Source organism: Bradyrhizobium sp. USDA 4503 (assembly GCF_054055815.1).
Window position 1 is genome coordinate 7,686,034 of the sequence record NZ_JBSRXS010000001.1, and the last position, 15,279, is coordinate 7,701,312.

At 60.9% G+C, this 15,279-nt stretch carries 11 protein-coding genes; 3 read left to right on the top strand and 8 right to left on the bottom strand.

What is annotated here, in order from left to right; translation table 11 throughout:
* Positions 1 to 212: 212 nt before the first annotated feature.
* From ACVMIH_RS36450 to ACVMIH_RS36465, 4 genes are all read right to left on the bottom strand, one after another.
* The gene (locus ACVMIH_RS36450; RefSeq protein WP_456828206.1) at positions 213 to 488 is read right to left on the bottom strand and encodes a hypothetical protein; all 276 of its coding nucleotides are present in this window, start codon (positions 486 to 488) and stop codon (positions 213 to 215) included.
* Positions 489 to 690: 202 nt separating this feature from the next.
* On the bottom strand, positions 691 to 1,017 hold the full coding sequence (locus ACVMIH_RS36455) for a hypothetical protein (RefSeq protein WP_456865077.1): 327 nt from the start codon (positions 1,015 to 1,017) through the stop codon (positions 691 to 693).
* A gap of 158 nt (positions 1,018 to 1,175) precedes the next feature.
* A complete protein-coding gene (locus ACVMIH_RS36460) occupies positions 1,176 to 1,487 on the bottom strand; it encodes a hypothetical protein (RefSeq protein ID WP_456828208.1) in 312 nt (103 codons plus the stop codon).
* A 9-nt stretch (positions 1,488 to 1,496) separates the two neighbouring features.
* Positions 1,497 to 1,913: a Tox-REase-5 domain-containing protein gene (locus ACVMIH_RS36465; RefSeq protein WP_456865079.1), complete on the bottom strand. Its 417-nt coding sequence runs from the start codon at positions 1,911 to 1,913 to the stop codon at positions 1,497 to 1,499.
* Positions 1,914 to 2,480: 567 nt separating this feature from the next.
* Here ACVMIH_RS36465 and ACVMIH_RS36470 point away from each other — a divergent pair.
* From ACVMIH_RS36470 to ACVMIH_RS36480, 3 genes are all read left to right on the top strand, one after another.
* Complete coding sequence (locus tag ACVMIH_RS36470; protein WP_280985451.1) at positions 2,481 to 3,704, top strand: IS701 family transposase; 1,224 nt, start codon at positions 2,481 to 2,483, stop codon at positions 3,702 to 3,704.
* Positions 3,705 to 4,396: 692 nt separating this feature from the next.
* Positions 4,397 to 4,603 carry a hypothetical protein gene (locus ACVMIH_RS36475; protein WP_253624679.1) on the top strand — a complete coding sequence of 69 codons (207 nt, stop codon included), beginning with the start codon at positions 4,397 to 4,399 and terminating at the stop codon, positions 4,601 to 4,603.
* 1,362 nt (positions 4,604 to 5,965) lie between these two features.
* The gene (locus tag ACVMIH_RS36480) at positions 5,966 to 7,633 is read left to right on the top strand and encodes an ABC transporter ATP-binding protein (protein WP_456865081.1); all 1,668 of its coding nucleotides are present in this window, start codon (positions 5,966 to 5,968) and stop codon (positions 7,631 to 7,633) included.
* A gap of 689 nt (positions 7,634 to 8,322) precedes the next feature.
* Here the strand turns inward: ACVMIH_RS36480 and ACVMIH_RS36485 are convergent.
* Genes ACVMIH_RS36485 through ACVMIH_RS36500 form a run of 4 tightly spaced genes read right to left on the bottom strand, consistent with a single transcriptional unit; the run spans position 8,323 to position 15,047 of the window.
* Positions 8,323 to 9,492 carry a Wadjet anti-phage system protein JetD domain-containing protein gene (locus tag ACVMIH_RS36485; RefSeq protein ID WP_456865083.1) on the bottom strand — a complete coding sequence of 390 codons (1,170 nt, stop codon included), beginning with the start codon at positions 9,490 to 9,492 and terminating at the stop codon, positions 8,323 to 8,325.
* A gap of 2 nt (positions 9,493 to 9,494) precedes the next feature.
* Complete coding sequence (locus ACVMIH_RS36490; RefSeq protein ID WP_456865085.1) at positions 9,495 to 12,929, bottom strand: SbcC/MukB-like Walker B domain-containing protein; 3,435 nt, start codon at positions 12,927 to 12,929, stop codon at positions 9,495 to 9,497.
* The gene (locus ACVMIH_RS36495) at positions 12,926 to 13,564 is read right to left on the bottom strand and encodes a DUF4194 domain-containing protein (RefSeq protein ID WP_456865087.1); all 639 of its coding nucleotides are present in this window, start codon (positions 13,562 to 13,564) and stop codon (positions 12,926 to 12,928) included. The genes ACVMIH_RS36490 and ACVMIH_RS36495 overlap by 4 nt, the downstream gene beginning before the upstream one ends.
* The gene (locus tag ACVMIH_RS36500; RefSeq protein WP_456828213.1) at positions 13,554 to 15,047 is read right to left on the bottom strand and encodes a Wadjet anti-phage system protein JetA family protein; all 1,494 of its coding nucleotides are present in this window, start codon (positions 15,045 to 15,047) and stop codon (positions 13,554 to 13,556) included. The genes ACVMIH_RS36495 and ACVMIH_RS36500 overlap by 11 nt, the downstream gene beginning before the upstream one ends.
* Positions 15,048 to 15,279: the final 232 nt, after the last annotated feature.

Genomic DNA, 15,279 nt, shown 5'->3' on the forward strand with positions numbered 1-15,279 from the left:
TGCCGTGGCCTCAGGCCAACATCAAGGACGCCGCCAAGATGGCGTGTTGCGGTTCGATCGAGATCGTTCAGCTGTCGTCGACGGCAAGCCCAAGCGCAAATGCTTTGCTGAGGCGGTGCGCGCTATGAATCATCAGAGCGGTACCGCCTCCAAGCACCCAATCAGGAACAGGCTGTCCGTTGGATCGAAAGCGCTCTAAACCGGTAATTGCTCTATCGAGCAACAGTCGCCAGTGGGACAAGATCGCTCTCCAAATCCAGATTTTGCTCGCCCGTTTTGGTCTTCATGACCACGTACGCTTCGGCAAGCTTGGACTTGGAGATACCGTGACCGGCAGCAAAACTCAAAATCAAGTGCGGCGAAACGTCGGTGAAGAACGTCGCGACGTGGACTGGCCACTCGCCAAGCTCCGCCCGCGCAATGCAGTGCTGGAGCGTTGCCGCGCTGATATCCCGCTTGAACGGTGCGTTGACCGTGGCCCAAAACAACCTTGTCGACGGCCGAGATGCCCTCGGCTGTACTAGTTTTGTGCTCCTCGGTTGCTTCGTAAGCCATCGACAAAATATAGACTTTCCTCTCGATTAGTCGAAAATTGGAGGCCTAGTAGGTTAAAATTTCGCGGTTTTGGCCCTTTTTGGCCCTTACATGGTTGGACAGGTTCCGCAAACTCGCCGGTGCCGACGCCTTTTTTCACCGGATAGGACTGACCCGCCGGCTGTCCGGTTGGGAGGCTAATTCATTCTCCGCCGTCCGCACTGAAACAACAGCCTCGTTCAGCCGATTTGCTGCGTTGACGTGCTCCGGCTGGGCATCTGAGAAAATCTCGGAGGTTACGGACACCACGATGCCATCCCCCATGGACTCGACATTCATGCCCTCCGGAGGATCGAAATCACGTCGGCCTTTCACGTACGACATCCAGCCGCCGGCGGGCCACGTAAGGTCTAGATCCATCGGCCCCTCATGGAGCCATTTGTTGCTCATCACATCAAAGCCAAGATGGCTCCATTTCTCCATTTCTGCATTTCTGCATTTCTGCATTAATAGCGGAAGCAACACCCTGATGACCTCTGCTGAAATTAGCGAACCTTCGACTGGAGCGTTACGTCAAAACGAGTTCGAAGCGGTTGAAGGCCGCGAGCTTGCCGTCATACGCACCGATTTTGAGGCTGAAACTAGCCGACGTCTCCACGGACGCCGTTCCAGGCGCTCGCATGGAAACCGCGCTCCGGCCACGGCTCTGGCGGGACTGTGCCCCTGAACTGGGCGCCGTCTTTGAGAATGGCTTCGAGCTCGCTCGCCTCCGGCGGCATGGGGCAAAACGCTACCTGAGACGGCCGGTTTGAGGATTTCTTGAACCAGCGTTTGAGTCCTGGATGAAGGTTGGACAGAGCCAGCAGCAATCTCGCAAGATGAGTTGCAGCCTGCAGCGCGGTTTCCGGCCGCTGACGCCATTGACTTCGAATCTGGAAGGAGTGCCTGTCCATCGTCATCTTCTAAAGGGGTGGATCGTACATTGTCCTCGCATACGGGCTGGCCCGAAACTTCCGGGCATAGTATTCGCTCGCAAGCTTTTCCGCAAAATGCCACTCCAATTTGCGGGCCGCGAGGGCGGTTTCGGCCTGCCTCTCCGTCCACTCAAGGATGCTGGTCCAGCCTTGGTACCAGCTTTGAACCGCATCGGCGCTGGCAACGATGAATTGCGCGTAGCCAGGCCCTTTGGCCTCAAGCATGGTACCGTCGCTCTGCCGACATCCGTCGAACTTGACGTTGTTCAGCACCACGGCCGAACCCGGATCAAGGCCGGTAATCTGCTTCTGGTACGCAGCCGCTCGGGCCGACATCGATTCACTGACGGGCGTTGACGGAGGGCAATTGCCCTCATCTTCCCGTTCGTCGACTTCGGCTGCCACTGCTTCGCCGGCCTTGGTCGGCGCCAGACGAGTCCAACGCGATCAGCGGCAATTCCAACGCCTGCAGCACGGAAAGGGTGGGTACGCAGCGGTGGGTGCGCTTTCACGATACGCGGCCGTATCAATGGCCGCTCGGAGGGCCGACAATTCTGTGGTGGCTGAGCTTGTCTCGAGGTCCTGAATGATCGACGTGCTTTGGGCCGATCATCCACAACTCCCACCGTATCGCCCTCGAAGGCGACAGCATGCGAAGGAAAAAAGCCGCGCGCCCCTTGACCGACGTCGAAAACAGCGAAACGAATACCAACTGACTTCAACAACCAGGCAACCAAAAGCCAGCGCCGCCACGCCGTCCGCGATTTAGCGAAACTGCTGTCCGTCAGTTAGCGAAACCGCTGTCCCGTTTTTGCGAAATACGCACTCAACACCAAACGATCCATCACACCCAAGACTGCCTCCCAAAAAGACGCCTTGAATCTGATTTGCCCTCAAAAGGGAATCCTTAGAGTCCACACCACCTAGCATTACAGTTGCATCTTCCTGAAGGTTCTGAATCTATGGGCGACCATGATTCGGGATCTGATGATTGGTGGCGCGTCGGTTGAGGATACGCTGACGCTGTGGGCTTCGTCGTTGCGAGATGCCAAGCAACGCATCCGTCCGCTGTTTACGCAAGAGCGGGTCGCGGCCTCGGCGGGGCAATTTCTCGACGGACTGTTGGGCAACGAGCCGCGCAAGACGGGTTGGATGCGGGCGGAAGCGGCTGGCGATCCAGGCCCGTGGCGCCAGCAGGCGATTCTGGGTCGGGGGCAGTGGGATGCCGACGCGCTGCGCGATATTGTACGTGAGTACGCGCTGGAAACGCTGGGTGACGAGGACGCGGTTCTGGTCATCGATGAGACCGGCTTTTTGAAACAGGGCAAGGCCTCGTGTGGGGTCGCGCGCCAGTACACTGGCTCGGCGGGCAAGATCACCAATTGCCAGATCGGAGTGTTTGCCTCCTATGTGTCGCGGCATGGCCATGCCTTCATCGATCGGGCGCTCTACCTGCCAAAGGAATGGACGGACGAACCCGCTCGCCTGAAGGCCGCACATGTCCCGAGCGATGTGAGCTTTGCGACGAAGCCCCGGATCGCGCATCAAATGATCGCTCGCGCGATCGCCGCAAAGGTGCCGTTCTCGTTCGTAGCAGCGGACAGCGTGTATGGCACGGGAGCGATCGAAACCCTGCTGCGCAAGGCGGGCAAAGGCTATGTTCTGGGGGTTGCTTCCAATCACGTGTTCTATTCCTGGGGCAAGCAGCAGCCTGTCGCCGGCACTGCCTCTACGATCGCGCAGAGCCTTCCCAAGAAGGCCTGGCGCCGCCTGCCGTCCGGCGAAGGAACCAAAGGTCCGCGCTGGCACGACTGGGCCTATCTTGAGCTGGCCGATCTCGACGCCGGCGAATACAACGACGACCTTGCCGGGGAATGGACCCGAGGTCTTCTGATCCGCCGCAATATTGCCGACAACAGCTTAGCCTTCTTCTCCACATGGTGCCCCAAGGGCACGTCCATGCAGAAGCTGGTATCCGTGGAAGGCCATCGCTGGGCCATCGAAGACAGCTTCGAAACCGCCAAGAACGAGCTCGGTCTTGATCACAACGAAACCCGCTCCTGGCATGGCTGGCATCGCCATGTCTCACTGGTCATGCTTGCCTTCGCCACGATGGCCGTCATCCGTCATCGGGCCAACACCGGAGCATTGCTTAAAAAAACGCGACCGCGGCCCCGACCGAAGCATCGTTCTTGATCCGCTGGTCGATCCAGGAAATCCGCCGCATCGCCATGAAGCTCGCCCAGCGGCGCATCCCGCATGCCCACATGGTCATCCTGGCGCAGGGCTCATCAAGCCAACGCGCGCAAAGCGCATCTCAAGCAAAAATTACAACTGTAATGCTAGGGGATCTGCTTTGCCCGGATCGGTCGCTCAATCCTCGCGATCGTGAATCTTGGCCTCAACGATTTCATTCGGTTGATGAGGTCGTAGGGACTAACTTGCCCGGTGCTGCACCAGACTTGGCACCACAGCGGCGAAAGCCTTGCGGTGTGGCCTGCAGCGCAGCCATAAGAAAAAGGAACTAGTAGAGCGATCTCCGCAATTGGTCGTATCGGCGGTGAAGAAATCGCGTATACACTCATCCGGAGAGTGACGCAGGGGCCGTCGGGAAACCCCGTGCAGTCCCAACCAATGCAACGCACCGTGTGCCAGGATCAATGCTTCGATTGCTTCGACAGATGTATCGATAGCTTCGATGGCTGGGCGAGAGCTCGAGCATAAACGGCTCCGCTGACTCCGATTGACTTAAGGCGAGGCCCTGCCGAGATATCCGAACGTATCCATTCCGTAGATAGACCCAATCAAGAAAATCAATTTTACCACTTGCGGTGAGGTCATATAGACGTGGTGGACGGCTGGGGCCAACCTAGGGAAGCGACTCTAGAATGAAAAAATTCGTGATTGTGACTGCGAGCGCCCTCGCGCTTGGAACGGCGGCGGTGCCGACCTTTGTTGCTGAGGTTGCCGCCCAACCAGTCGCCACCAAGGTGCAGGTAGCCGATACGTCATATCCTCAATGCGCGGATGACCCATTGGATGGTATCTGCGACTTATTCTTCTGTTTGACCGATCCCTCGTGCGTGCAGCACTAACGACGGAAGACAACCAAGCATAGAACGAGGATAGAGGCGCCGGCCGCTAGCTGGACAGCGGTCGCGTCCTCCTCCTCCGGCTACAGCCGACTTCCTGTTCTTGCCGGTGAATCCTGTTCTTGCAGGTGAATGATGCTAGCGCTACAGACCTCAATCGCCTTGGCTCCCATTGGTCGTTCCTGCTGGTGGATCGCCGCGTTCGGCTCGTTGCCTATCACTATGACTCAGTTCTAGGACATAATGATACGCAGCAGGATCGCTGAACGAGTCGGAGCCAACCTGCAAGACGCGCCCATAAGCCAGCAGAGGAATGAGTATGACTGCGGCGTCTTCGTGGTTGGCACGCGGGCACTGGTCAGTCGATTAGCGGCAGGTCCGCAGCCAGACCTGAACCTTAGGAACCTCGTCGTCGATCGGCGGGCACTGCAAAGCCGTCTGAGAAACTGAACGCGGTCTGGGACTCGCAGGCGACTCGGCGCGTCCCATATGAGGCTTCGCCTGGTCGAGCTGGCTGAATCTGCTCTTGATGAGCGGCCAGCCGGTCTGTGAGGAGCACTGCGGACAGGAAAAGAAGTGCGCTGGGTCGCGGCGCGCGTGCGAGCATCCCGACAACTCCGAAATCGGTCCGCCAAAGGCAAAGAGGCAGGCGGACGAGGCAGGCGGGCTACTCGGTGTTCCCGATTGAGCACCCCGGATGCCATACTTTCCAATATAGCCGCGAACTTCAGAACGCCCGAATACATTTATCGCGCTGTAAGCCTCCAAGGCTCACCTGCCGGTAAAGATCAAGACTTACTGAGCACATGTGTGCGTCCGGCTATGTTCAAAGGCCAAGCCAACCGCGGTTTGATCAAAGCCGTTGCGTTCCGGTCTCTGAAGCTGTTCAAGTTTCGCCACAGGAGCTTTGGGATCGCGCGGATAGGGACAGGGTGCTTAACAACGATCAGGCAACGCGCGCTGCTGAGCTCCGCTTTGTCACCAACCCGGGACGAGATTAAAACGCGGGCAAAATCGTTGAGTTCAGACCTCCTGCCTAATGTTGCCTCGGCGCGCTTCGAGGTGAGATCCATAGCGCTCCGTCGAGTTGTCAATCGCCAAACAAGAATCGCAAAATTCGCAGCTGGCGTTCAGCCACCTCGCCACAAAAATGGTCTCTCATGTGAGAAGGCAGACGACAACCTACCAGCCTTGGTGAGTTGATGACCGTGCTGGATCAATTGATTTGAAGCCAAGCAATGGTAAACGGAAAGTCCGCCGAGTCCTCATCGAGAATCTTCACGTGCGCTTGCATGGAATCATCGTGCGAAAGGGCTATGTCGGCTCTTTCAACCTAAGCAAAGCCCATTCCTCTGTCCGCTAGATATGTCGCACGGCAGCACGTTATCACCGGTTTCCGAAATTTTGCATGCGTACTGGCGCTCCGATCGGTGGTTGCTTCTCGTCGTTGTCGCAGTGGTGCTGATCTCAAGCGCGACCAGCGTCGCAGCGCCCTATGTATTTTCTTGTCTCATTGACCGTCTCCCGCGCGAGGAAGACATGTCGGTGCTTGCGTGGGGGTTCGCAGGCTATGCGGTCCTACTTGGGGTAGCCTCCGCATTGCAGCGCATGCTGCAGTATCTGTCCTTCATGACAGCCGAGAACCTGGGCTTCATCGCTGCAACGGGCTTCTTTGATCGCATCCTGAGGAAAACCGCAGCCTTTTTTCTTGAGCACAATCCCGTAGAGATACAGAATGCGGCCGCGCGCGGGCGCAGCGCCCTGACGGCTTTGGTCCAGCTTGGGATCGTCGTCTTCATCCCTGCTGCAACACAACTTCTACTTACGTTCGTTACTCTCGGCGCGCTCCTCAATATCCAGATCGCTGCAATCGTCGTCGTCTATGGGGCAGTCCTGATTACATTGACGTGGAGCTCCACGCGTCGGGCGTACGTGTTCCTGGAACGAGCCAGAGAAGCCGGACAGGACAATGCGCGTTTCGTTGGCAACGTCATGAGCTCCATGGACACCCTGCGCTATTTCGGCAGTCATTCGTGGATGAGCCAGCGCTTTACGATGACGGCGCGGGAGGTGCGTGATAACTGGCGCGCCTATGTGTTGCAACGCGTTGCCTACATCGCCGTGCTCGGCCCAGCCGTCGCGCTACAATTTGCGGTCACGTTTCTCCTTCTCATACCTGAATACCAGGTCGGGGCGGTCACCATCGGGGATATGGTGCTATTCAACACGCTTCTACTCCAGCTCAATATGCCATTCGAGATGGTTGCGCGTGCCATCTCTGACGCGGCGCGGTCGCGAGCCGACCTCATCCCTCTGGCTAGACTATGGGCCGCACCCGAAGAGCGGAGACCATCTCACGCTCAAGATTTCACGCCCTCCGCTGGCCAGCTCTCTTTCGAGGGCATTGGTTACGCCTACGACAACGGTCGTGGCGTTACGGACGTCTCGTTTGTGGCTGGGCGGGGTGGGATCACCTTCGTTGTCGGTGAATCGGGATCGGGAAAATCGACAATCTTTAAGCTCGTCTTGAAATCGATTGAACCGGACCGCGGTCGTATTCTGGTAGATGGAACCGATATAGCGGGCATCGAACGCGCGGATTGGTATGCCGCAGTTGCTGTCGTACCGCAGGACGTGATGTTGCTCAATGAGTCCCTAGCCGACAACATCCTGCTAGGGCGGCCCCGCAACGAGGTGCGCCTTCGCGCTGCGTCGGAAAAAGCCGCTATTCTCCCCTTGATCGAGGCCTTGCCTGAAGGATTTGACACTGCAATTGGAGAACGTGGTTTGAAGCTTTCCGGCGGGGAGCGCCAGCGCATTGCTATTGCCCGCGCGCTTTATGGCGAGCCGGCGATCCTTCTTCTTGACGAGGCCAGCTCCGCGCTCGACGAAGAAACCGAGCAGGACATTATGAACCATATCCGTACGCTAGCCAAAGATGTGACCGTGCTGGCGATCACTCACCGCAAGGGCGTCGTTTCTACAAGCGACGTCGTGGTCGACCTGACCGACTGCGGCTTGTCAGTGACATAGGCGAAGTGAATGATCGGCCCGGCGCGTTGACGCCGCACAGAAGGTGCATCGCCGGACGAGATGCCTTCGCCGTTCAAGGAGCTGCCCACGTCATAGAGACCATCCTCGGTATCTATGATGGAATCGGGGCCCTGTGCTCCGGTAGACGTGAAGTATTCCAGGGTGCCGATTGCCAATCTGCGACGCCAGTCGGCAGGGGCGGGTGTAAGATTGGCGATCGGCCGGCTTGCGGTCGGAACAGGCTCCTTCGTCCTGAATTCAGGCTGCACCAGACGGAATTCTGCGCATATGTGCCGCGATTGATGAGCTCGTCGACAAGGTAGACATCGCCCCACTACCCATTACTTGCGTCCGGACGACAACATCGGCCACGATGCCTTCGCGGGCATTGGCGAGATGGAAATGGTCCTGCGCCGTCACCTGGATCGCAGGCGTCGCCCTTGCGCGCATGCGCTTGACCACGAGGGTGGGTATGCAACTCAGGAAAACGGGGGACGCGATCTTTTCTGGAGAGCAGGCGGTACTTGGGGGCGTGTCGAGCGCGTGCCGACGGCGTTTTTCGATCCCGGCAAGCAGCCGCCTTACTCATGGCGTCCGCTTCGCCGATCGCAGGTGTTGTTCAACCATCGCCGGCCGAGATCCTTGAACTGCGGACGGCGCGATGTCGGCCTCACACCGACACGGATTTTCTAACGAAGCTCTGGCAAAACGGGATCGAGTTCTTCCTGCTCAAGCGTCTTGGCTCCGTCTTCTGCCAGGTACGCTGCCAGCCGCGCGATACCGGACTCTGGTGAGCATCTGGCGGGTGCGGATTTTTTGGACGGCACTTGTCCCGAGCGCTCGGCAATTTCGGCGCTCATCAGGTGGGGGCGGATCGGTCGGCCGATGGCGCGCTCGATGGTGTGGAAGATCCAGGTCCCGTCGGGATCGATGTCCGACCAATGAAAGATTGGCGTCTGTTCGGATACCGACCCTGCGATCATCCGCAGTGCCTGCTGGGTGGCGAGCGAGGGGTAACCGCCGACGTACATCGTCGTTCCCAGTCGACCGGGGTCCGCCTCGGCAATGTGCCGGTTGAAGCTTGCGAAGTTTTCGATCGTCAGAATGTACGCCGGCGGCTCCCGAAAACGGACGCGATCTGCTTCGTTGGGAGTGATTCCGAGATAATGTGGAGAAATCCTGGAGAGGTCGGCTCCCTCGAGGTCGATTTTTCCTGCGACCAGCAGCGGTGGCGCGAAGCGTTCCAGTCCGATTGCCCGCAGTGCCTCGCGGGGCCGGGCGCCGGGCGGAAACTCCAGGATGCCGCTCAGGAGCCGCACGACCGCCCCCTCGATGCGTTCGAGCGTCTTGCTGTGACCCACCGTCCGTCGCGAGAAGGTCTTGTAGTCGACGTCCAGATGCTTGTCGTCCAGGATGGCCTGGGCGAGAACGAAGGCGTCGCGCAGCATCTCGACGTCGGACGAAGCGAATCCGTGCCACGTCTTCCCCCGTCCCCAGACCTCGGCGATTTGGGAAGCGCTGTTCTTCAGAGAGTCGCGCAGCGCCGATCCGGCGGCAAGCCTTGCCGCAGCGTCCTGCGCAATCCGTGACGCGGGGGTGCGGTCGAGATATCGGTATAGGATCTCCGCCGAGGCCAGCCGCACGTGTGCGACCTGATCCCGCTTGACGCCTCGGCCCCAGCCGACGGACACCGCGCCGGTACCTTCGGCTTCCCTGATCTGCTTGAGGAAGGCGTCCGCCGCGACGACCGAGGCGAAGGCGGCATAATCCGGGTGCGCGATCGGGCTTGCGGCACCGCCCTCGAAGCGATCGAGCAGGTCATTCAAGAGACCGTTCGCGTCCGTGAAACGCCGCGCCATGGCTATTCGGCGGCCAAACGGCTGGCGAGCTCATCTTCGGACATCAGGTCCGGATCGATGGCCATCAGCTCGCGCTTGGCCTTCTCTTTCAGTTGCACCACGGTGGCTCTGGACTGCTCGCCAATGCGGTCCACTTCCACGATCGTATCCATGTGCTCGAGCACGGCGACCCGCTTCTCGAACGGCGCCGCGATCACGAATTGGAGCCCGAGATCCTTATAGAAGCTCATCATCTGCCGCTGGTTCTTGCCGTCCATTTTCGAGAACGCCTCGTCGAACATGGCGAGAGCGAAGCCGGCGGGCTTGCCCGTACGACGCTCGGCGCTGCCGTAGACGGCGGCGAGCGAAGCGCCGATGGCGACATAGATGGGGACCTGCTGTTCGGCGCCCGATCCGGTGCCGCGCCGCTGCTCCCAGCGGGTCGAGCGGCCGGTAGCGACATCCTCCATGTGGATCTCGAAGGTGTAGAAGTTGCGGTAGTCCTCAAACTGGGTGAAGTCCTTGTCGGGATCCTCTAGCAGCGCCTCGAGTGCAAGGATCGTATCCTTGTGCGGGAAGTCATCGGGCACATCGCCCCGGAACAGCATGTCGAGCGCCTCCGGAGAGGTCTTGGCGATCTCGATGATCTTCAGGATGGGCTGGAATTCCACGACTTGGGTGCGATGGAACGAATATCTCTCGTTGTGGAAGGGATGTGCGTAGAGGCTACGGTTCAACGACTGCAGTTCCCGCTCCATCTTGCCGATCCGGGCCGTGAGCGCGTTGATGAACTCGCCGCGAAGTAGCGTCGAGGCCTTTTCTGCCGCTTCTCGGGCCTGCCGTTCGTACTGGCGCAGCTCGTTGGATTCGATATCCGAGATGAGCTGCTCCATCCAGGGCTTCACCTCGCGTAGCGGCTCGCTTTCGGCGCCAACTTGCGAGCTCATCCCGAATTGGTCGAAGTAATCGTAGAGGAACTCGCGAACCCGGCGCTCGATCCGGACGCGCTCGACGTCCGAGGCGTCGGCATCTTTAACCGCCTTGTCTGCGATGGCACGGTGTTTCTCAGCAAAACCGCCTTTTGCTGCGGCATCGAGGCGCTCGCGGTAGACGAGCCTGCCTTTCGCGGCGGAGTAGAGCGGGAAGGTCTTGCGGTAGATCGATCGGGCGACCCGCAGGTTGAGCTCGGAGCCCGGCACGTTCTCCCCATCTCCGAGCCTCCTCTCGGCCGATCTGAGTTCGCCGTCATGCTCGCCAAACGCCTTCTGCTGGGTCCTTCTCTCGTCGAGCCTCTTGTCCTTCAGCTTCTGCTGCGCTCGCTTCTTGTCGCGAAGGCCGCCGTCGCCCGCGCCATCGAGTGCATCGAGTCTGGCATGGGCTTCGCCGATCTCGATCTGCGCGGCCGCGAAGGCCGCAGCGAAAGCCTTCAGGTCGTCATGCCCCTCACAGATGTTCTTCAGAGCGGCAAAGGCCTGCTCCGCGGCTTGGGCCTCCTTGCTCTTGTCGGCCAGGAGCCGATCCAGTTCCTCGGCCTGATCTTGCAGGGAGCGCAGGGCGTTCGCCTGGGCCGCCTTTCCGATCTTGTGCTGCGAGGCTTCGATCCAGCGATGGGTCCTGACGAGTCCATCGTCGTAGAGGCCGTCCTTCATGATGGCCCGGCCGGGCCTGTTGAACTGGTCGAGCGTATCGGCGAGACGGACCGTGCCGTAGCGGCGCATGATGAACGCCATCGCGTCCGGATCCTGGCTCCGGAAGATGGAGGGGAAACTGCCGCGCTCCGGCTTGGCCCTGAACTGCTCGAGCTTGTTCAGGCTCACGAGGGATGCGTGGCGAAACTCGCGGCGGCCTTCCTTGAACATCGCCGTGGCGGCGCTGATGTCCGCTCTGTCCACGAACACCGCCTCCCGGTCGCGGCCGAGGAGCGCCTCGGCGGCCCCCACCCATTCGGGTTCGGCGACTTCGATGATGTCACAGAGCACGCGCGGGGCCATTCCCTTCTGCCGGAGCCTTCGGCAGAGGAGTTCAGTGTCGTCGCCAAGATAGGCCCGCGCCCCTCCGGAGGCGTGCTGTCGGACCCGTTCGAGCACCTCGTCGCGCCGGCCTCGCAGCCCGGAAAGCTCCGCGATGATCGCCTGACGCGCTTCGTCGATCTTCGGCAGCCATTTCGCACCGCTGGTCGCGAAGGATTTCTCGGCCGCGGAGAGCTCGTCTGAGACGCCCGCTATGTCGGCCCCGACGGCGGCGGTTAGAAGACGCTCCAGCGCAGGGACGAAGTCTTCGAAAGAGTCCGCGCACATCGCCCGGAGCGGATATAGGCTGCGGATGTTATCCAGGCGTGCCTTGAACTCGGCCGAGGCGCGGTGCGCCGCCTGCGCGGCCACATCGGCGCTCTGCTGCAGCGACTTTCTTCCGGTCTTGGCATCGTGCTCGGCGATCGCCGCCGTCAGGCGTTCGATCTCCTGATCGATGGCCTTGACGTCCTCCTCGATGAATTCGAGCTCTTTTGCTGCGGCATCTCGGCGCGCCATCTCGGTACGCCGTTTGGTCTTAAAGTCCAGGTTGATCGCCCGCGCCGCGAGCCAGGCCGCGCGTTTGGCGATCCACTCCTCCCTGAACTTGGTCTCGAGCGCCTCTTCGAGTGCGGCGAGAACCCCCCGAAGTGCCCTCAGGGCTTCGAGTCTGAGGCGCATTTTCCGGATCGTTTCGCTGATATTGCGGTAGGTCTGGATCGACTCGCGCAGCTCCTTGATCCCGATCGGACTGTCCTCGAGGATATAGTTCCGCACGAACTGCGTGGCCGTCTGGTTGTGATCGAGCGTCATCGCATTGACGATCGACTTTTGCAGGGCGCTTGCGTTCTGCTCGCCGTAGGGCGAATGCGGCAGGAGATGGCGCATGTACTCGCGGACGTAGTCGCCGGCCCGATCGCGGTGGTTGACGAAGTTGCCTTCGCCAACCGCCGCGACGATCCGGGCGCGCACGTCTTCCCACTGCGCCGGGAACTGCAACTTCCCTCGCTGTTCGATGAAGTCCTTGGAGCTTAGAACGGCGCCGACGGTGACGAACAGCGCCAGCACGGTTTCCCTGCTGTCTGATTTCCGCGCCTCGAGCGCCATGCCGATTGTGACCGGCGGCCGCGCGCTTTCCGTGTCTTCAAAACCGAGCGCGACGTAGGTGCGCGCCTCGTCGCGCCGGCGCTGGTCCTCGCCGAGCGTGCCGAGACAGTAGTCGACGACGCTGCGCTTCGAGCCACTACGCGACTTTCCGCTGTCGCCGGCGACTGCGTTCAGGCGCAGGAACCGTCGGCTGCCGCCGGTAAGCACGACTTGGGCCATGTCGAGGATCGTCGATTTGCCGGAACGGTTCTCGCCAAGGACGCCGACGTGCCCCGTCACGTCGATGTCCGCGACGTCGAACAGGTGCCAGTTCACCATCGTCAGGTGGCGTAGCTCCATCATGCCTCGTCTCCCGGGGGCTGCGGAAAGCGGGCCTCCTCGCTGCGCACGTAGCGCTCGAGCCGTTGCAGGGCGTCGCCGCCGCTGATCAGCTTGATCATCGGGCGGATCCTGACCTCGCAATCCTGCTGCTCGTCGTCGAAGTCGCCGATCTCGACAAGGCTGCGCTGGGCGGCCTCGCGCAGGATATCGCGGAAGCGGGCGGCCGAGATCGCGCCTCCGCCGCCGTGTTGCGCCATCTCGCGGTACCGGTCGAACAGGTCGTTCAAGGTGGCGACCACGACGGCCCGGTCTTCGACCGCTCCGACGTTCACCTCTTGCTGCCAGTACGCTGCCAGCACCAGAATGACGATGGTTTCGTCGAGCTTCATCCGGGGCAGCGGCACGTCCTCGTCCATGGCGACGATGCCGGCCCACTGCGCCTCCGGATCGCGATGGAGGCGGTATCCGCAACTATCGAAGAAGCCATCGACCACATTGCGGAAGCGGCCGTCCATGATCATGTTGTAGACGGTTCCGGTTCTGGGATCTCCCGCGAACACGAACTGCCGCCGCAGCAGGAAGTGCAGCGCTTTGCGGAGGTCGGCCGCCTTTTCCGCACCGAAGGAGCGCTCGACGTGTTCGAACTCACTGAGCATGGGGCGCCTCCGCTTTCCGGAGCCTGCCGGATCGCCTGACCAGGAAGTTCGCGCAACGAAGCCATTCGCTGTCGTGTGGCGGCGTGTCTGGGCGCGGCTCCAGATCGAATCCGGCCGCGACCTGCGGCGGAACCTCGCCCGTCAGCGCATAGCGGCGGGCGCAATCGAAGGCGAGGAAGTCGTCCACGGTGTCGATTTCCATGAAGCGAGCTTCCTTGGTCGCGAATGGCGGCACCTGGCCCTCAAGGAATCGTCGGACATCCTCGGGCCGGGGCGCGATGCGAGCGATGTACTCGAGACGGAGCTTCTTCCTCAGCTCGTACAACGGGTCCGAGGGCGGGCCGGCGAGCTCCCTCGCCTCGACCGGGCGGCGCGGCTGCCTGGCCGGCGCCTGATGGTGCTCCGACCAGGGCGACCGCAGCGGCTCGATGCTCCACTCGACGGTCGACTTGTCGTGCTTGCCGTCTCGCAGCAGAGCGTCCAGCCGCCGCACCAGGTCGCCGGCCCGGCCGACGAGTCCTTGCCCGCCGCGCTCGGCGTACTTGATGGTGTTGCGGACCCGGGCTTCGAGCTGCCTGCGGAAGGCCTCGATCCGTTCGAACATCTCGCCGATCTGTTCGAAGATGTTTTCGATTGCGAGCAGATCGTCGGCCGCCGCCATTCGACCGTCCTCGACGTCGGCGGCCATGCTGGAAGCGGTGTACTCCTCGGCGAGGACCTGCATGGTGTCCGGGGTGTAGGAGATCCGCCGTGCGAGATCGACGATGGCATCGCGGAAGCGATACGGATGGTTGACGGTGAGGATGGACTCGAAATCCTTCAGCAGGAGCTGGTCGACGAACTCCTCGAAGAAGGCTTCCAGCCGGGTAGCCACCGTCTTCGATTCCATGACGGTCCGTCGGATCCGCTTCAGGTCGGCCAGAATGGCCCGCAGGCTCTTGGTAAACTGGTCGGCTTGGTTGCGTGCCTCGCGGACGGCGAGCGCGGCTTCGCGCTGCTTGCGGTCGGTGATCTCGGGCTTCAGCTTTTCGACAGCCTCGAGATTGAGGCGTATCTGCACAATCAAGCCGCCGAACCGCTGCGAGAGATCCTTATTGAGGCTCGCGAGCCGCTGGATCACGAGCAGCGGTCCCATAGCCATGTCGACCGTGACACGGAGCCCGTATTCCTCCTCCTCAAGCCAACCCCAGGCGAGCAGCCGCGCGTAGAGTTGCCGCGCCAGACCGAGCGCCTTGTCGCCCTTCTCGGACGCGAGCGCGACGTCGGCCTTCCGGATACGGCGGCGACCTGCCGAGATCATTTCAGGCAGGGTGCCGAAGTCATCGCCTTCGCTCCAGAGGGTCGGGTTGGCGCGCATGACGTCGTAGATCGCGTGGACGACCTGCTGCGGAGTCGGGAACGACGGCGCGCCTGAAAAGAAGCGTTCAAGGAGGTCGAGCAGACAAGCCGCGTACAGGTGCTTGTGATCGCGCGAGAAGGCCAAAAAAGCCTCGTCATGCAAATGACGGAACAAGGACAATCGCTACCACTCCAGAGTCGGCGTCATCCAGAAAAGGGGCGAGCTGCCTGCCCCTAACTTCATGATCTACTGGGGAAATACTTCAGTCGAGATGTATCGCGAGGCACTCGCAACTAGAAGGGTTTTGTTCGCTGTATGTTCGTATATAGCTTGCCGAAGGGAAGCTGTCGAGCCTCAGGGCTCCGTGCCGGCGGTT